Here is a 17,741-nt window from a genome sequence, read left to right on the forward strand (position 1 = left end):
CGGGTCCTAGGTCTGGGACACCCCGCCTCGCACGCGCAGGTCGCGGGCCAGGTGGTCGCGCTGTTCGATCACCAGCCGTCGCAACGCGCCCGGTGCATCGGCGTTGGCGCCGAGCCATCCGTCGACCGCATCCAGCGACTCGGCGGCCGGGAACAGGCCGAGCACAATGCGTTTGGCGATCTCGATGCTCCGCCTCTCCCAGACCGGGCGGATCGCCTCGAAGTACTCCGCGTCGAAGCTGCCGATCAAGTCCCGGCGCTCCCCGGTGCGGAAGCCACCGATGACGGCGTCCAGGTGCTCGTTGGTCAGCCCGTGGTCGGTGAGCACCGCCGACCACGCGTCGGCCTTGACGCCCGGATCCGGCCGGGCCGCGAGGGCCCTCAGGTGTGCGGTGCGCCCGGAGGCCGTTGCGTCGAAGCTGAGTTCGATGTCGAGGTCTGCCGCGACCGCGTGGCCCGTGGCCGAGAGCGCGGTCCACAGCGCCCACCGCAGGTCGGGGTCGAGCGCCAGTCCGGTGGGCGCGGGCAGTGCACCGTCGAGCAGTTCCCGGATCTCGCGGGCCCGCCGATCGTCGACCGCGGCCGCGGACGCGACGGCCCGCGCCCACGCCAACTGCCCGCCGGACGTCGGCTCGGCAGTGTGCATTGCCGCCCAGCATGATTCGAGCCAGTCTCCTCGCCACTCGTCCCGCGCCGTGGGCGGAAGGTAGTGCCCTATGGCGAACGACGCGTTCGCCAGCACCGCCGTCAACAGTGCCGTGTTCGACTCGGCGGGCGCGAAGGCACGAGCCATGCCGAGGTATCGGTTCGGGTCGAGGTCACCGTCCCGCGTGGCGTTCCACAGTGCCGACCAGACGAGACCGCGCGCCAGGGGGTCGACGATGCGGTCCAGTGAGGCCTCGACCGTGCGGACGGAGAACCCACCGAGCCGGACCTTTGCGTAGGTGAGGTCGCCGTCGTTGAGCAGCACCAGTGGGGTCTCGGTCAGCTCGACCGGCGTGCGCACCCCGGTGATGTCGACGGTGTGGCGCTCGGTGAGCACCAGCGAGCCGAACCCGTCGAAGTCGTAGAGTCCGATTCCGAGGGTGTGCGGTCGCGGGTCGGTCTGCACGATCTCGTACCGCTTGCCACGCCGTTCGAGGGTCAGCGTCGACATTCCGGTGGTCTGCAGCCACGCGCTGGACCAGGCCTGCAGGTCGCGTCCGGACGTCGCAGACAGTTCCGCGAGCAGATCGGCCAGCGTCGTGTTGCCGAACGCGTGTGCCCGGAAGTACCGGCGCGCGCCCTCGAAGAACGCATCGCGGCCGACGTGGGCGACGAGTTGCTTGAGCACACTCGCGCCCTTCGCGTACGTGATGCCGTCGAAGTTCAGTTTCGCGGCCTCGAGATCCACGATGTCGGCGACGATCGGGTGCGTGGTGGGCAGCTGGTCCTGTGAGTACGCCCACGCCTTGCGACGATTCGCAAACGCGACCCACGCGTCGGTCCACTCGGTGGCCTCGGCGCTCGCGAGGGCGCCCATGAAGTCCGCGAACGACTCCTTGAGCCACAGGTCGTCCCACCACACCATCGTGACGAGGTCCCCGAACCACATGTGCGCCATCTCGTGCAGGATCGTGTTGGCCCGGCCCTCGTACTGCGCGGCGGTGGCCGCGCCGCGGAACACGTAGGCCTCGGTGAAGGTGACGCAGCCCGGATTCTCCATCGCTCCGAGGTTGTACTCGGGTACGAACACCTGGTCGTACTTTCCCCACGGGTACGGGTAGTCGAACTGGTCGGCGAAGAAGTCCATCCCCTGCTTCGTCACGGCGAAGATGGTGTCGGCGTCCAGGTGCCGAGCCAGCGAGGCACGACACAGAACGGCCAGCGGGACTGCGAGATCGCCTCGGCTCCACATCGATTCGACGCGATGGTACGGACCGGCGACGATGGCGGTGATGTAGGTCGAGATCGGCAGCGTGGGCGAGAACTCGACGGCCTGCCGGGTGCCGTGTTCCTCGCGCTCTGCCACCGGCCGGTTGGAGATCACCTCCCACCCGGTCGGAGCCGTGACATTGAAGGTGAACGGCGCCTTCATGTCCGGCTGCTCGAAGCAGGCAAACACCCGGCGTGCGTCCGCGGGCTCGTACTGCGTGTACAGGTACGTCCGACCGTCGACGGGATCCAGGAAACGGTGCAGCCCCTCGCCGGAACTGCTGTATTCGCCGACCGCCCGCACGACCACCACGTTCGACGGCCGCAACGCTCGAACGGTGACACGGGCGCCGTCGTACTCCACCTCCACGGGCTCGCCGTTGACGGTCACCGATCCGACCGACGGCCCGATGAAGTCGATCCACGTCTGTTCGGCGGTCGCGTCGAACTCGATCGTCGTGGTGGTCCCGAAACCCGGACCGGACCGGTCGGCGGCACCGGTGACGTCGAGCTCGACGCGGTAGGAGCGGACGGTGACCGCGGCGGATCGCGCGGCGGTCTCGGCACGGGTCAGGTTCGCGGTGCTCACCGAGTCGATCCTGCCAGGTCGCCCGGCAGGATCGCCGGGATACGCCACGGGAAGTGTTCGAAAGCGCGACCGAACGAAGGCACCGGGGAAACTCCACGGCACCGTCGCCGCCACCCCGCCCGATCCCCCCATTCGGGGGCATCCAGCGGGGTCCGCGCAGACGTAGCATCGAACCGAATCCAGTGACCGCGGAAGAGGTGTGCCATGGACGACGCTGTCCGGACCGAGATCGATGTCGTGACGGGAATCGGCACCATCGTGCTGAACCGACCAGAACAACGAAATCCTTTGTCCACCAATATGATGTGTCAGGTCACTGCGGCTCTCCGGAAGCTGTCCGCCGACCCGGCCGTGCGTGTCGTGGCGATTGCCGCCGCCGGCCCGGCGTTCTCCGCGGGCCACGACCTGTCCGAGATGATCGACCGCACCCTCGACGACGAGCGGGAGATCTTCGCCGCGTGCGTGGAGATGATGGACACCGTCCAGCAGATCCCGCAGCCGGTGATCGCGGCGGTGCAGGGACCGGCCATCGCCGCCGGGTGCCAGCTGGCGGCGTCGTGCGATCTGGTGATCGCGTCCTCGGCGGCGGTGTTCGGCACCCCGGGTGTGCGGATCGGGCTGTTCTGCTCCACGCCGATGGTCGCGCTGAGCCGGTCGATCGGCCGCAAGCGGGCCATGCAGATGCTGCTGACCGGGGAGACGATCGACGCGGACACCGCCGCCGCCTGGGGACTCGTGAACCTCGTCGTCGCCCCCGAGGATCTCGACGCGCAGGTCCGCGAGCTGGCCGCGAAGATCACCGGCGCCAGCGCCACGACCCTGCAGATCGGCAAGCAGGCGTTCTACCGGCAGATCGACCTTCCGCAGGACGAGGCGTACACCGCGATGGCCGAGACGATGGCCACAAATGCCGTCACCTGCGACGCGCAGGAGGGAATGAGCGCGTTTCTGGAAAAGCGCAAACCGACGTGGGTCGGAAAGTAGACGCGGCGGGACTGGGCGGGTGGCAAAGCGGGGTCCCTACGCAAAGGGAGTCGAACGGCGGGAGCAGATCCTCGACGCCGCGCTGCGAGTGATTGCCGAACTGGGCTATCGCGGGACGTCGGTCAGCGAGCTCGCGGCTGCGGTCGGGCTGAGCCAGACCGGGGTCCTGCACTACTTCGGCTCGAAGGAAGAGCTGTTCATTGCGGTGCTCCGCAGACGCGACGAGGTGGATTACGTTGCGCTGCAGGACGAGAACCCGGGCCTGGGGTTCATCGAGGTGGTCCGCCGCAATGCCTCGGTACCCGGACTGGTGGAACTGTTCACCCACATGGCGGCCGAGGCGGCCGACCCGCAGCACCCCGCCCACCCGTACATGCTCGAGCGGTACCGGGCCGGTACGGAGTACCTGGCGACGGCGCTGCGCGACATGCAGAAGTCCGGCACGCTCGCGCCCGAGATCGACGCGATGTCCACGGCCACGTCGCTGTTCGCGCTCGCGGACGGGTTGCAGGTCCAGTGGCTTCTCGACCCGACCGTGGACATGGCGGCGCACCTCGAGCGGTACTGGAACCAGCTGACCGGCCGCCGGCAGACCTGACCGAACCGCCCGGATCGTTGCCGCGGCCGACCCTTGTCTTCGAACACCGAGCGATATACGGTTTCCGCTTGTGATCGGGCTCACGGTCGATGACCTGGGCATTGCCGACGCAGCGCACGGGCATTCGACCAAGGGGGAGGGCACTGTGAGGGTGAGGGCTGGAGTCAGGCGGTTCATGGCGGTTGTGGGGGCGGCCGCCGTCATGACGGGTATCGCGTCGGGCGCATCCGCATCGGCCGATCCGGGGCCGGGCCTCGAGTACGTCAATCTCGGCGACAGCTTCAGCGCGGCCTCCGGCGTCGCGCCGATCGCCCCCGGCCAGCCGTTTCAGTGCTGGCAGTCCGAGCAGAACTTCTCCCATCTCGTCGCCGCACGGCTCGGCTACCGACTCACCGACGTGAGCTGCGGGGGCGCGAAGACGGAGGACTTCTATCAGGCCCAGTACCAGGGCACGCGGCCGCAGTTCGAGGCGCTCACGCCGTCGACCGAACTGGTGACGCTGATGATCGGCGGCAACAACAACGACACCTTCGGCGGCGCGATGGCAAAGTGCATCGGCGCGATGGTGTCGCATCCCGGCGCCTTCGATCCCTGCCACGCGCAGTACGGCAACACCCTGGCCGAACCTATCGCCACCCAGACCTACCCGGCGCTGGTGACCGCGCTGCGCGACATCCATGCCAAGTCGCCCCGCGCCCGCGTCCTCATCGCCGGCTACCCGTGGCTGCTGCCCGCGAACGGCGGCTGCCTGCCGCAGATGCCGATCGCGGAGGGCGATGTCGGGTACCTGCGCGACCTGCAGGCCACCCTGAACGAGACCATCGCGCGCGCCGCCGCCGAGACCGACTCGACCTATGTCGACATGTCGCAGGTGTCCGAGGGCCGGGACGGCTGCAAGCCGGTCGGGCAGCGCTGGGTCGAGCCGATGATCTTCGCGACGCAGCCGGTCCCGGTGCATCCCAACGCCGAGGGTGAGCGCGCCCTCGCGAATCAGGTGATGGCGGCGCTCGGACGGTAGCTGTCGCCGTCGCGGTTCGCCCCGGCGTCCGGTCCGCTCCGACCGGGGCGTCGGGGCGGATACGGGACCGATTATGACGTCCGTCATAATCGAACACGCCCCGTCCGCAACCGCGAGGAGACCTCAGTGACCGAGACCGTCGCACCGCCGCACCCGTTCGACGACGCCGTCGAACTGACCCCGACGGACGGCGGGCGATACACCGGTCGAACGTCCGCAAACTACGCGAACATGGTCGGTCCGTTCGGCGGCATCACCGCCGCGACCCTGCTGCGCGCGGTTGAGCAACACCCGGACCGGCTCGGCGACCCGCTGTCGCTGACCGTCAACTTCGCCGGCCCCATCGCCGAGGGCCCGTTCGACATATCCGCCCGCCCGGTGCGGACCAACCGATCGACCCAGCACTGGGCACTCGAACTGACCCAGGACGGGGTCGTCGCCACCACCGCGACGGCGGTGTTCGGCACCCGCCGTGACACCTGGTCCTCCGACGAGATCGCAGTTCCGGCGGTTCCCGAGTCGGATTCCGTTGCACCCGAGTCGTTCCCGGACTTCATCGCGTGGGCCCGCAACTACGAGATGCGGTTCGTCGAGGGCGGAATCCCGAAGACGGAATCCGTCGAGCACCCGAACTCGACGTCGACCCTGTGGATGCGCGACGAACCGCCCCGTCCGCTCGACTTCGCCGCCCTCACGGCCATGAGTGACATCTTCTTTCCCCGAGTGTTCCTGCGCCGCGGGCAGTATCTGCCGGCGGGCACCGTCACGCTGACCGTGTACTTCCACGCGGATGCGGCCGCACTCGCCGACCAGTCCGGTGACGCGGTACTCGGCACGGCCCGCGCGCAGCGGTTCGGCAAGGGGTACTTCGACCAGTCCGCCGAGTTGTGGGGCCGCGACGGGGTGCTGCTCGCGACGACGCACCAGTTGGTGTACTTCAAGGGCTGATCGCTCCGCGAGAAGCCGAGATCGCCCCGCCGTCAACGACGGTCGGGGCGATCTCGGCGGTGGTCAGCGCGTCGCGTCGACCTGATTCAACGGCTTCTGGATTGACGGGATCACCAGCGCGACGAGTCCGCGGGCGAACGCCTTCGTCATGTCGAAGACGTCGAAGTAGTCGCGCCACACGGTGATGCGGCCGGCCCTGACCTCGAACCGCCCGCACACCCAGAACTGCGCGCGCAGCCGTCCGACGCGCAGTTCGTCGACCCGTTCGGTCAGCACGACCGGTCCGTCGGCGGCACTGTTGACCGTCTGCACGGCGAAGCCCATGAACGGCCTGTCCAACTGCTTCAACACGAAGGCCGCCTGGCGGCGGCCGCGCGCCGTCGGGAAGCCGACGTTGGTGTAGACGATGCCGTCGTCGACCAGGTCCAGAGCTCCCCGGAGGTCACCCCCCGACAGTCGGCCCAGGAACTGGTGCACCACTTCGACTGGCTCCATGCGGTCCTCCTGTTGTCGATCGTGCGGCGCGACTGGACCGCCGTCAGCCGGCGTTCTGCGATCCCTCGTTGCCCGAGGTACCGCGCAGCTTGCGCCACTGGGTGGTGACCAGGTACTTGACGAGCAAGCCGTAGTTGCGGAGCTTTTCCATGATCAATTCCTCTTCCTGCTGGGTGGAGATTCGGTTCAGTGTCACAGATCCCATTGCACGGCAAGCTCGTTGGGTCCTCGGAGTGCGACGCCGACCTGGCTGGTGACCTTCGCGCGGTCCGCGGCGCCGTCCTGCAGGCGTAGCCCGGGCAGTCGTTCGAGGAGGGCCTTGAGGGCGATTTCGAGTTCGGCGAGGGCGAGCCAGTTGCCGGCGCAACTGTGCGCGCCCTGGCCGAAGGAGAGCATCGCGGTCTTGCGGCGGGTGATGTCGAAGCGGTGCGGGTCCGGCCACTGGGCGGGATCGCGGTGGGCGGCGTTGATCGAGAAGATCATCGGCGTCAGGGCCGGGATCTCGATGCCGTTCCAGTTGGTGGCCTCCGGGCAGGCGCGGGGGAGCAGGCCGACAGGGGGCTCCCAGCGCAGTCCTTCCCAGACCGCCCACAGCGCGTGCTCATCGAGGTCCGAGCGCAGCATCTCCATCTGGTCGTCGTGGGTGAGCAGCGCGGAGAGGGTGTTGCCGAGCGCGAGCATCGTGGTGTCGGCCCCGGCGGGGAAGAGCAGCCGCAGGAACGAGAGCACCTCCTCGTCACTGAGCGTCGCACCGTCGAGCTCGTCGTCGTCGTGCACCACCTCGGTGACCAGGGTGGAGATCAGGTCGTCGCCGGGGTTGCGGCGGCGCTCTGCGAGGATCGGGGTGAGCAGGTCGGTGAACTCCTGCGAGGCGCGCATCGCGGCCTCGGGGTCGAACGGGAAGTAGAACAGGTCGTGCGCCCACTTGTGCACCTGCGCCTCGTCGGTGACGGGCAACCCGATCAGGCGGCTGATCAGCAGCACCGGGTAGCGGGTGGTGAACTCGGCGACCAGGTCCGCGGTGCCGCGGTCGGCGAACCGGTCGATCAGCTCGTGCGCGAGCGGCACGAGCAGCGGCTCGATGTAGTCGGCGACCACCTTGCGGCGGAACGGCGGCGAGATCAGCGAGCGGTTCTTGCGGTGCTCGGAGCCGGCCATGCACTGCAGGGTCTTGCCCAGGACCGGTCCGGTGGTCATCGGGTAGATCGCCGAGGCGGGGAAGGTCTCCTCGTCCTTGAACGCGGCGGTGACGAGCTCGTGGTCGAGCAGCAGCACGGCGCGGACGCCGGCGAACGGCACGATCGCGTAGGGCTTCTTGGCGCGCAGCTCCGCCAGGACGGCGTGGATGTTCGGGTTGTCCTCGAACGCGAAGTCGACACCCTCGATGTCGAGGTCGTCGAGAACGGATGGTGCGGTCACCGGCACTCCTCAGGCTGATGCGAAAATCCGGATGCGAATATTCGCATGATGCGATACGTTTATTGGTATTGCGCCCGAGGGTAGGAGCTTTCATGGCAGATGACAAGAGCGGCGCCACCAGCCCGTCTCCGCCCACGGACCGGGTCGTGTCCATCGTCGAGATGCTCACCGCGCTCGACGGGCCGGCCACGTCCGCCGACCTGGCGGACGCACTCGGGCTGAGCCGGTCGACCGTCGGGGCGATCCTGAGCGCACTGCGTGAACGTGGATGGGTGCGCCGGCTGGCGGACCTGCGCTACGTCCCGGGCCCGGCGCTGGCCGCCATCGCGGAGAAGGCCCGGGGGAAGCTGCCGGTGCCCGACGGACTGACCGGGCGCATCGAGGCCCTGGCGGCCCGCGTGGGTTGCGGTGCCGCGCTGAGCCTCGTCGAGGACGGACGGCTGGTCTTCGTCGCCATGACCGAGGGCCTCGGCCACATCCCGGCGGGCATCGAGGTGGGCCTGCGACTGCCCATGCAGGCGCCGGGCGGTGCGGCCGTCGTCGCGGTCTCGGATCGAGCACTCCAACAGCGGTGGCTCGACACCGTCCCCGCCGATCGCCGCGCGCAGCTCGCGAAGACCCTGGCGCAGATCGCCGAGGACGGCGTCGGCGTATGGGGGGCCGACGCCGCCGACATCGATCGCATCGACGTTCTGGCGCAGGTGGTCTCGCATCTCTCGGCGGACCCGGCCAGTCAGCGACTCCGGGACAGCGTGCAGGCGATCATCACCGACACCAGCGGACACCTCTACGACGGCGCCACGCTCGCGTCCGACCGCGACCTGCCCATCAGCTACCTGTCCGCGCCGGTCTTCGATTCGGCCGGGGAACCGTTGTGGGAACTGCAGATCGGTCCCCTCCGGTCGGCCGTCTCGGCTCGCGAGCGCCAACACTACATTCGCGAGATAACCCAGGCCGCAAACGAACTCAGCACCTGGGACTGACTACCGCGACGCCGATCGGGCTCGGCGGCCACTCGGGATCCGAGAAGCTACTCGGACACAGCGGAATTCACGGCTTCGCCTGAGCCGCGATAGCACTTCCCATCCAGCGGCGCAGGTAGCGCCGGAGTTCGTCGTCGCTCCGTGGCGGATTACCAGGGGAGACGAAGAACGACTGCATCGTTCGCAGGACGTACTCGACGAGATCACGCAGTGACGCGTCGTCGTACCCGTGACGCTCCCAATCGACGTCGAAGCGCTTGATCATCGCCATGCCGAAGGTTCGTGCCTCCTCGGACGTGAGGCCGTCGGGGTGGACGTTCGAGTAGGTGCCCGTCAACAGAATGCCCAGGTGAGGCGTCCGACGCACCTCGGCCAGCGTGTACACCACGCCCTCGGTCATCGCGTCGACCGGATCCTCGATGCCGCTCACCTGTCGCGTCAGCCGATCGAGAAACCCGTCGACCGACGCGATCGCCGCCGCCCTCATCAGGGCGTCCGCGCTGGGGAAGTACCGGTACACCGTCTGACGGATGACACCCAGCGACTCCGCGACGTCGGCAATGCTGATGGCCGAACCCGTCTGTCCGATCAAATCGACTGCGGCGGAAACTATTCGACGGGACGCCTCGTCATCGCTGTCCGGCGGACTGCCGCCCCACCCACGCCTTCGTGCCACCGGGCGGACGGTATCACAGCACGGCGGGTCGCCCGTCCGCGCTTCGCGACGGGATCGATGAAACGTGACCATACACGTGCTCGCATGTGCGTATGATCACCGCCATCGTGGCTTCGACGTATCCGAGCGGGCCACCGAGCAGCCCACTTGCGAAAGACGAGGTATCGGAGCAGTGACCAACCTTCAGCCCCGAAAGATGGATTTCGGATTCGAGGACCACGACGTCCCCTTCCTGTGGAACCCCGAGAACCCCGCATGGTCGAGCATGTCCAACGCGGTCTCGTTCCTGGCGATCGGCTTCGAGAAGATGATCGTGAAGCTGATCCTGCAGGCCAAGCCGCTGATGACCGATCCCGAGGTCGCAGCGGAGGCGGTGGCGTTCATGCGCCAGGAGGGCCACCACTCCACCGCGCACCGCCAGCACGTGAACGCGCTGATCCGGCGGTACCCCGGCCTGCAGAACACCCTCGACGCGGTCGTCGGCGAGTTCGACCTCCTCACCGAGCGGACCTCGATCAACTACCGGCTCGCGTACACCGCCGACCTGGAGGCCACCTTCACCCCGGTCTTCAAACTGATGCTCGACAACGAGGCCACCTTGTTCCGGCCCGGCGACGACCGGGTCGCGTCGCTGTTCCTCTGGCACTTCGTCGAGGAGGTCGAGCACCGCAGTTCGGCGCTGATCATCTACAACGCCGTCGTCGGCAACGAGCTGTACCGGATGCGAATGGCGCCCTCGATCTTCGCGCACGTGATGAAGTCGATCCGGATTGCCTGCGCGGGCTTCAACCAGCACGTTCCGCTGTCCGAGCGGAAGGTCGACTCGATGTCGATGTTCGCCCGGCACCGGGCCAAGCAGAAGGTACTCACCGCCTTCGCGCCGTACCTGACCAAGGGGCCGATGCCGCGCGCGTTCGACGGCCTGCCGATCGGTGAGCAACTCACCGCCCTGTCCGGCGCCGTTCGCAGCCAGATGCCCGGACACAAGCCCGCACACGAGAAACTGCCCGTCCTCGCCGACGAGTGGTTCACCCGCTACGACGCCGGCTACGACTGCACCCGCTGGTACACCGCGGACCCGCAGAAGCCCGGGGCCGAGCCGGTCACGGCGGGGGCGAACTGATGTCGGACCACTGTTCGCCCACCTTCGCGGATCTCGCGACCCGCCTGGGCTTCTCGTGCGAGGAGGCCGGTGGGCTCGCCGAGGTCCGCAACCCGGTCGCGCTGGAGAACTGGACCCTGCCGGTCCTCGAGTTCACCATCGTCCTCGGGGCGGTGCTCGCGCTCGTCTACGCGATCGCGCGGCTGCGCCGGCACGGCGATCCCACCAACCTGGTGCTGTGGTTCGGCGCCACCGCGTTCCTGTTCGTGATCGAGCCGCCGATCTACTTCCCGGCCGCCTTCGGTACCGAGGAGTACCTGGGCACGATGTTCGCGCACAACGTGTTCACCGTGGACTTCCTGTGGGGCCGCCTGCCGCTGTACATCGTCGCGATCTACCCGCTGATGGCCACCATCGCGTTCGAGATCGTCCGGATGCTCGGCGTGTTCCGGCGCTACGGCGTGCTCCTCGGCGCGGTGTGCGTCGGCTTCGTGCACCACGCGTTCTACGAGATCTTCGACCAGCTCGGACCGCAACTGCGCTGGTGGGAGTGGACGCTCGACAACAAGGTCAACCAGCCCTTCTTCGATTCGGTTCCACTGCCGAGCGTCGTGGTGTTCGCCGCGCTGTGGCCGATGTCGTTGGCGCTGTGCGTCCAGTTCTTCGTCGGCCGGCACGTCGATGCGGGCCGGCGCTTCTCCGGTCTGCAATTGGTGTGGCGCACCGTGGTGATCGGTCTCACCGCCTCGGTCGGGGTGTTCGTGCTCCCGCTCCCGGCGACCGTCTTCGGCATGGGAAGCGACACGGCCCGCGGGTTCCTCTACGCCGCGGAGCTGGCCGTGCTCTCGGTGGTCGCCGTCGTGGTCCTGGTTCGGCAGTGGTCGGCGCTGCGCGCAGGCACCTCGGACGTAGCGCCGTACCGCAACGGGTTCGTGCAGGCGTACGCGCTGGTGTACCTCGCGGTGATGGCCGTCCTGTGGATCACGGCTCTGCCGGACTGGTTCGGCGCCGTCGACGGCCGCACCGAGGACGGCGATCCGATCGGAAGCCTGTGGTACACGGTCGCCTGCTTCGCGATCGCCGTCGTCAGCGTGGTCGCGACCTTCACTGTGCCCCAGCAGAAGTCCGACCGGAACGGCAGTCCCTCCGGCACAGAGCTGGCCGCGACAGGCACGGCGTAGGACGAGAAACGCCTCGGGCGCTGTGACCGAAACGGTCACAGCGCCCGAGAGGAGAGATGCCTGGGTCAGGCGGTGGCGCCCTCGCGCTCCGCGACCAGGTTCAGGGCGATGTCGACGATCATGTCCTCCTGGCCGCCGACCAGCTTGCGCTTGCCTGCCTCGAGCAGCAGGGTGCGGACGTCGATGCCGTAGCGGGCCGACGCCGTCTCCGCGTGCCGCAGGAAGCTCGAGTACACACCGGCGTAGCCGAGGGTCAGGGTCTCACGGTCGACGCGCACCGGCCGGTCCTGCAGCGGACGGACGATGTCGTCGGCGGCGTCCTGCAGGGCAAACACGTCGCAGCCGTGCTTCCACTCGTACAGGTCGGCGACCGCGATGAACGGCTCGATCGGGCAGTTGCCCGCGCCCGCACCGTGTCCGGCGAGGGACGCGTCGACGCGGTAGACGCCCTCCTCGACAGCGACGACGCTGTTGGCCACCGACAGCGAGAGGTTCTCGTGGGCGTGAATGCCGATTTCGGTGCCCTCGTTGAGGACCTCCTTGTAGGCGCGGACCCGGTCGCGGACCCCGCCCATGGTCAGGCGTCCGCCCGAGTCGGTGACGTAGACGCAGTGCGCGCCGTACGACTCCATGAGCTTGGCCTGCTTGGCGAGCTCCTCCGCGGGCGCCATGTGGCTCATCATCAGGAAGCCCGAGACGTCCATGCCGATCTCGCGCGCGGTCTCGATGTGCTGCGCGGAGACGTCGGCCTCGGTGCAGTGCGTCGCGATGCGCACCGACCGCACACCCAGCTTGTAGGCGTGCTTGAGCTCCTCGATGGTGCCGACACCGGGCAGCAGCAACGTGGTCAGCCGAGCGTTCTTGATGGAATCCGCCGCGGCCTCGATCCACTCCCAGTCGGTGTTCGAGCCGGGACCGTAGTTCACCGATCCGCCGGCGAGACCGTCACCGTGCGCGACCTCGATGGCGTCGACGCCCGCGGCGTCGAGGGCGGTCACGATGCGCTTGACGTCCTCCGGCGAGATCCGGTGGCGCACCGCGTGCATGCCGTCCCGGAGGGTGACGTCCTGGACGAAGATGGTGGGGTTGCTCATCGGGTGGCTTCCTTCTTCTGTGCGATCCGCTCTGCGATCTGCTGTCCGGCGGAGGTCATGATGTCGAGGTTGCCGGCGTACGCGGGCAGGTAGTGTCCGGCGCCCTCGACCTCGAGGAAGATCGACACCTGGTGGGTCGGGCGGTTGCCGTCGACGATCAGGGTCTCGACCGGCTGGTCGGCGGGGATCTCGGTGATCTGGACCTGCTGCTTGAGGCGGTATCCGGGGACGTAGGCCGAGACGTCGCCGACCATCTTCTCGACGGACTGGCGGATCTCGTCGTGGGTGGCCGGGTCCGGCGCGTCGACGAGGCAGAAGACCGTGTCCCGCATGATCAGCGGCGGCTCGGCGGGGTTGAGGATGATGATGGCCTTGCCGCGCTTGGCGCCGCCGACCGACACGATTGCCGCGGACGTGGTCTCGGTGAACTCGTCGATGTTGGCGCGGGTGCCGGGGCCGGCCGACTTCGACGCAATGGAGGCGACGATCTCGGCGTAGGCCACCGGGACCACCCGGGAGACGGCCGCGACCATCGGGATGGTGGCCTGGCCACCACACGTCACCATGTTCACGTTCGCGGCATCGAGGTGGTCGTCGCCGTTGACCGCGGGGATCACGTACGGCCCGATCGCGGCGGGGGTGAGGTCGATCATGCGCTTGCCGAGCGGGCGCAGACGCGCATCGTTCGCGACGTGCGCCTTCGCCGACGTGGCGTCGAAGACGATCTCGATCTCGTCGAAGTTCGGCAGGGCGACGAGGCCCTCGACGCCCTCGGCGGTGATCGGCACGCCGAGCTTCGCCGCCCGTGCCAGACCGTCGGAGGCGGGGTCGATACCGACCATCGCGCCCATTTCCAGGTGCTCCGAATGGTTGAGCACCTTGATCATCAGATCGGTGCCGATGTTGCCCGATCCGATGATCGCGACCTTGACTTTGCTCATGCTTCCTTCTCTCCCACGAAACGGGCGGTCACGGTGCCGAGTCCGGACACGGTGACGGTGACGGTGTTGCCGGCGCCGACGGGCGCCATCGGGCCGAGGGCGCCGGACAGGATCACCTGACCGGCGAGCAGCGGCTGGCCGAGTTCACGGGCCGTGCGGGCGAGCCACACCACGGCCTCGATCGGGTCGCCCAGGCAGGCGGCGCCGTTACCGCTCGACACCTCGCGGCCGTCGACCGCCATCGACATGGTGACGTCCACCGGCGCGACCTCGTCGAGAGTGCGGCGCTCGGTCCCGAGGACGTACACGCCGGAGGACGCGTTGTCGGCAACGGTGTCGCCGAAGCGGATGTCCCAGTTCTCGATTCGGCTGTCGCAGATCTCGAGCGCGGCGACGGCGTACTCGATCGCCCCGCGGACCTGCGCCGCGTCCAGCGGACCCTCGATCAGGTCGGCGCCGAGCACGAACCCGACCTCACCCTCGATCTTGGGCTGGATCAGGCGGCTCATCGGGATGTCGGCGCCGTTCGGAAAGTCCATGTCGTCGAACAGGACACCGAGGTCGGGCTGGTCGACACCGAGCTGCTGCTGGACAGCCACCGAGGTCAGGCCGATCTTGCGGCCAACCACCTTGGCGCCGGCCTCCTGCCGGAGACCGTTGACACGATTCTGCACGGCGTACGCGGCGGCGAGGTCGTCGCTGCCGATCAGGTCCCGGACCGGCGCGCAGGGCACACCGGCCGCGGCGGCGGACACGAGGCGGTCCGCCGCGGCGGCGACGTCGGCCTCCCGCGCCGGGACGGAGTTCGTGGGTTGGTTCATGCCACCACTGTGACGGTCGACGGCTCCCCGAACCAGGCTGTCGTCTCACTCAGCGATACACTTTTCCGGTGGCGGACGCGGCGGACCTCGACACCGTGCTCGGCAAGGCGGTGACGATCCTGCGCGCCTTCCGAGCGGAGGACCAGGTACTCGCCCTCGCCGACCTGGTCCGTCGGACGGGGCTGCACAAGGCCACCGTGCATCGACTCGCGGGCGACCTCGTCGCGAACCGGCTGCTCGACCGGGTCGACGGCGGCTACCGGCTCAGCGGCGGCCTCTTCGAACTGGGGATGCGGGCTTCGCTCGAGCGGAGCCTGCTCGAGGTCGCGATGCCGTTCCTGCAGGACCTGTACGAGCGCACCCACGAGACCGTGCACCTCGGCGTGCGGGAGGGTCACGACGTCGTGTACATCGCGAAGATCGGCGGCCACCGCCAGGCGAAGTCCCCTTCCCGGACTGGCGGACGGAATCCGTTGCACTGCACCGCAATCGGCAAGGCGCTGCTGGCGCACGCCGCTCCGGAGATCCAGCAGGAGGTGCTGTCGTCGCCGATGGCCCGCCGCACCGCGCACACCGTCGTCGCGCCCGGACTGCTGCGCCGCCAGCTGACGCGGATCGTGGAGACGGGGGTGGCCTTCGAGCACGAGGAATCCGCACTCGGCCTCAACTGCGTGGCCGCTCCGGTGTTCGGACAGGGCGAGGAGCCCCTCGCCGCCATCAGCGTCACCGGACCGACCGGCAGGTTCCGACCGGAGAGCCAGGTCGGGGCCGTTCGTGCGGCGGCCGCGGGACTGGGCAGCACCTTGGCCCGCCGCGAGCGGCTCCGATAGGGGCATCGCCCGTCCCGTTCTCAGCGTCGGTTCAGCCACACCTCTCTACGGTCTGGCGTTGTGAGCGAGACAACGAGATCCGAGATCGTCCCGACCCCGGGCGTGATGCTCAGCAAGGTGCCCGAGATCACGGTGTGGTTCTGGGTCATCAAGATCCTCTGCACCACCGTGGGGGAGAGCTTCGCCGACTGGATCAACATGACCCTCGGTGTGGGCCTGAACGCAACCGCTCTCGTCTTCACCGCAGTACTTGCCGCGGTTCTCGGGTGGCAGTTGCGCCTCAACCGCTACGTGCCGTTCGTCTACTGGCTGACGGTCGTCGTGCTCAGCGTGACGGGCACGCTCTACACCGACATCCTCACCGACAATCTGGGCGTTCCGCTCGCCGTGAGCACGGGCGTGTTCGCCGCGGTCCTGGCCATCGTGTTCGGCGTGTGGTTCGCCCGCGAGCGGACCCTCTCCATCCACAGCATCGTCACGATGCCGCGGGAGTTGTTCTACTGGCTCGCAGTACTGGTCACGTTCGCCCTGGGCACAGCGGCCGGCGACTGGACACTCGACCTCACCGGCTGGGGACCCGGCACCGCGGTGCTCCTGCCGGCCGGGCTGATCGTCCTGGTCGTGATCGGCTGGCGGCTGGGCGCGAATGCTGTGCTGTCCTTCTGGGTTGCGTACATTCTGACCCGGCCGCTCGGCGCGAACCTCGGCGACTGGTTCGCCTCCCCGTCGACCGAGCACGGACTCGGCCTGGGTACCGCCCTCACCAGCGTGATCTTTCTCGTCGCGATCCTCGCGACGGTCGCATACCTCACGCGCTCACGCAGCGACGTGGTCGAAGAACGCGACCGGACCCACACGTCGGCCGCAACCGCACGTCCGGAGCGCGAGAAGCTCATGCTCGGCTACTACGCCGTAGTCGCTCTCCTCACCGGCGCTCTGCTCATGTGGGCCGCCGGGCAGCCGCATGCGACGGCGGCGAGCGACGAGGAAACCGGCACGGAGTCCGTGACCACTGCGCTCGACCCGGGTCGGACGACCGCACACTTCCCGCCGGCCGAGACCGCGAATTTCCGCACCATCGCGCAGAACGCGCTCACCGACGTGCAGGGCGGCGACCAGGCCGGGGCCCGAGCCAGGGCCAAGGACCTCGAAACCGCGTGGGACGACGGCGAGTCGACCCTGCGCCCCATGGACAAGGCGGCCTGGCACGTGCTCGACGATCGGATCGACGGCGCCCTCTCCGCGGTGCGCGCCGGCAAGCCGGACCCCGCGACCGAGGTGCAGGCCCTCACCATCCTGTTGGCAGCGCTTCAGTGAGGAGAGCTCCGAAAGCAACTATGGTGCAGTGCCTTTCAATTGCGTGAGGCGAGCAGGACTCTCGTCCCGAGCCAGGCGGTCACGTCAGTGCGGCCACGATGGCACGCGCTGCCCAGTGCGCGTATCGCTCGAGCGACCAACCGCGGCCGAGCACCAGTAGTTCGTACAACTCCACACCGATCCACTACCGACGGCTACGGAACTGGAAACCGAACCGTGGACAGACTCTGACGGCGTGGCGCTGCCGGTAGCCGCGCAGCCTGGCCCACCTGCCGCGGTCGGGTACTGGGCCTCTGCCGACTGAACAGACAACGTTTCAGCCCCCACGTCAAGCCCTGCCATCCGGGCCCCGACGATCCGTACGCGCGGCGGGTGATCCTCGGCGCCAGCTGCCGATCTGGCGAGCATGCGGGCAGTGCGGGATTCATCGACCGACTCGAGTGGATTCGCGACAAGTCAGCGGACGACGGCCGTGACAACACAATCTCTGCCGAGCAGGAGCGTCACCAGCTCGCCGAGTCCGCCCGACGCACCGAGGAGGTCGAGGGAGCGGTGCCGCAGAGCCTCATCGACGATGCCCATCGCATCCTCGCACTCAACGAGAACAACTGACGCTCGTTCCTCGAACGTCGTCGGGGCCGATCGCCCGCGGACCGGGACTGGCCGACTCTCGTCGCTCACGCCACCGAGTGCGTCGCAACCGAGGGAAGGAGGGGAGTACTAACCCCCTTCCACTTTCAACTTATATCCCACTGGGGGGCTTGCGGCAAGACCCCGGTCGTGCCGCAGAATCGTCAACCCGAGCCGGAATCCGGGGAGCCGGAAGCAGCGG

Annotated in this window: 18 protein-coding genes; 10 read left to right on the forward strand and 8 right to left on the reverse strand. The window is 68.4% G+C overall.

The genetic code is table 11. The annotated features are described in order from the left end of the window. Window positions 1-6: 6 nt before the first annotated feature. Window positions 7-2,502, reverse strand: coding sequence for an aminopeptidase N (gene pepN / locus ACFVH2_RS00300; RefSeq protein WP_378425822.1), 2,496 nt, complete (start codon window positions 2,500-2,502; stop codon window positions 7-9). Window positions 2,503-2,706: 204 nt separating this feature from the next. On the opposite strand from pepN, the gene ACFVH2_RS00305 reads away from it, so the two are divergent. From ACFVH2_RS00305 to ACFVH2_RS00320, 4 genes are all read left to right on the forward strand, one after another. Beyond that, complete coding sequence (locus ACFVH2_RS00305; RefSeq protein WP_378425824.1) at window positions 2,707-3,486, forward strand: enoyl-CoA hydratase; 780 nt, start codon at window positions 2,707-2,709, stop codon at window positions 3,484-3,486. 19 nt (window positions 3,487-3,505) lie between these two features. Further along, window positions 3,506-4,084 (forward strand): TetR/AcrR family transcriptional regulator, encoded by a 579-nt coding sequence (locus ACFVH2_RS00310; protein WP_378425826.1) that lies wholly within the window; start codon window positions 3,506-3,508, stop codon window positions 4,082-4,084. A gap of 175 nt (window positions 4,085-4,259) precedes the next feature. Beyond that, a complete protein-coding gene (locus tag ACFVH2_RS00315; protein WP_378425828.1) occupies window positions 4,260-5,102 on the forward strand; it encodes an SGNH/GDSL hydrolase family protein in 843 nt (280 codons plus the stop codon). A gap of 126 nt (window positions 5,103-5,228) precedes the next feature. Beyond that, window positions 5,229-6,050: an acyl-CoA thioesterase gene (locus tag ACFVH2_RS00320; protein WP_378425830.1), complete on the forward strand. Its 822-nt coding sequence runs from the start codon at window positions 5,229-5,231 to the stop codon at window positions 6,048-6,050. Between the two features lie 63 nt (window positions 6,051-6,113). Here ACFVH2_RS00320 and ACFVH2_RS00325 read toward each other — a convergent pair whose 3' ends face one another. The 3 genes from ACFVH2_RS00325 to ACFVH2_RS00335 are packed head-to-tail and all read right to left on the reverse strand — an operon-like array spanning window position 6,114 to window position 7,964. Next, a complete protein-coding gene (locus tag ACFVH2_RS00325) occupies window positions 6,114-6,545 on the reverse strand; it encodes a limonene-1,2-epoxide hydrolase family protein (RefSeq protein WP_378425832.1) in 432 nt (143 codons plus the stop codon). Between the two features lie 43 nt (window positions 6,546-6,588). Next, complete coding sequence (locus tag ACFVH2_RS00330; protein ID WP_378425834.1) at window positions 6,589-6,741, reverse strand: hypothetical protein; 153 nt, start codon at window positions 6,739-6,741, stop codon at window positions 6,589-6,591. Continuing rightward, on the reverse strand, window positions 6,738-7,964 hold the full coding sequence (locus tag ACFVH2_RS00335) for a cytochrome P450 (RefSeq protein ID WP_378425836.1): 1,227 nt from the start codon (window positions 7,962-7,964) through the stop codon (window positions 6,738-6,740). The genes ACFVH2_RS00330 and ACFVH2_RS00335 overlap by 4 nt, the downstream gene beginning before the upstream one ends. Before the next feature lie 92 nt (window positions 7,965-8,056). Between ACFVH2_RS00335 and ACFVH2_RS00340 the strand changes: the two genes are divergently transcribed. Next, window positions 8,057-8,947 (forward strand): helix-turn-helix domain-containing protein, encoded by an 891-nt coding sequence (locus tag ACFVH2_RS00340; RefSeq protein WP_378425838.1) that lies wholly within the window; start codon window positions 8,057-8,059, stop codon window positions 8,945-8,947. 67 nt (window positions 8,948-9,014) lie between these two features. Here ACFVH2_RS00340 and ACFVH2_RS00345 read toward each other — a convergent pair whose 3' ends face one another. Continuing rightward, window positions 9,015-9,623: a TetR/AcrR family transcriptional regulator gene (locus tag ACFVH2_RS00345; protein ID WP_378425840.1), complete on the reverse strand. Its 609-nt coding sequence runs from the start codon at window positions 9,621-9,623 to the stop codon at window positions 9,015-9,017. 172 nt (window positions 9,624-9,795) lie between these two features. Between ACFVH2_RS00345 and ACFVH2_RS00350 the strand changes: the two genes are divergently transcribed. Both ACFVH2_RS00350 and ACFVH2_RS00355 read left to right on the forward strand, forming a co-directional pair. Continuing rightward, window positions 9,796-10,746, forward strand: coding sequence for a metal-dependent hydrolase (locus ACFVH2_RS00350; protein ID WP_378425842.1), 951 nt, complete (start codon window positions 9,796-9,798; stop codon window positions 10,744-10,746). Beyond that, window positions 10,746-11,906, forward strand: coding sequence for a hypothetical protein (locus ACFVH2_RS00355; RefSeq protein WP_378425844.1), 1,161 nt, complete (start codon window positions 10,746-10,748; stop codon window positions 11,904-11,906). The genes ACFVH2_RS00350 and ACFVH2_RS00355 overlap by 1 nt, the downstream gene beginning before the upstream one ends. Before the next feature lie 65 nt (window positions 11,907-11,971). Here the strand turns inward: ACFVH2_RS00355 and dmpG are convergent, their stop codons facing one another. The 3 genes from dmpG to ACFVH2_RS00370 are packed head-to-tail and all read right to left on the reverse strand — an operon-like array spanning window position 11,972 to window position 14,762. Beyond that, entirely contained in the window at window positions 11,972-13,000 is a 1,029-nt protein-coding gene (dmpG, locus tag ACFVH2_RS00360) for a 4-hydroxy-2-oxovalerate aldolase (RefSeq protein ID WP_378425846.1), read from the reverse strand. Continuing rightward, window positions 12,997-13,941: an acetaldehyde dehydrogenase (acetylating) gene (locus tag ACFVH2_RS00365; protein WP_378425848.1), complete on the reverse strand. Its 945-nt coding sequence runs from the start codon at window positions 13,939-13,941 to the stop codon at window positions 12,997-12,999. The genes dmpG and ACFVH2_RS00365 overlap by 4 nt, the downstream gene beginning before the upstream one ends. Then, window positions 13,938-14,762 carry a 2-keto-4-pentenoate hydratase gene (locus ACFVH2_RS00370; RefSeq protein WP_378425849.1) on the reverse strand — a complete coding sequence of 275 codons (825 nt, stop codon included), beginning with the start codon at window positions 14,760-14,762 and terminating at the stop codon, window positions 13,938-13,940. The genes ACFVH2_RS00365 and ACFVH2_RS00370 overlap by 4 nt, the downstream gene beginning before the upstream one ends. A gap of 68 nt (window positions 14,763-14,830) precedes the next feature. Between ACFVH2_RS00370 and ACFVH2_RS00375 the strand changes: the two genes are divergently transcribed. From ACFVH2_RS00375 to ACFVH2_RS00385, 3 genes are all read left to right on the forward strand, one after another. Beyond that, window positions 14,831-15,592, forward strand: coding sequence for an IclR family transcriptional regulator (locus ACFVH2_RS00375; RefSeq protein WP_378425851.1), 762 nt, complete (start codon window positions 14,831-14,833; stop codon window positions 15,590-15,592). 60 nt (window positions 15,593-15,652) lie between these two features. Continuing rightward, window positions 15,653-16,909, forward strand: coding sequence for a hypothetical protein (locus tag ACFVH2_RS00380; protein ID WP_378425853.1), 1,257 nt, complete (start codon window positions 15,653-15,655; stop codon window positions 16,907-16,909). 372 nt (window positions 16,910-17,281) lie between these two features. Beyond that, on the forward strand, window positions 17,282-17,521 hold the full coding sequence (locus tag ACFVH2_RS00385) for a hypothetical protein (protein ID WP_378425855.1): 240 nt from the start codon (window positions 17,282-17,284) through the stop codon (window positions 17,519-17,521). Window positions 17,522-17,741: the final 220 nt, after the last annotated feature.

The organism is Rhodococcus sp. NPDC127527, assembly GCF_042672245.1.
Lineage (GTDB): Bacteria > Actinomycetota > Actinomycetes > Mycobacteriales > Mycobacteriaceae > Rhodococcus_G.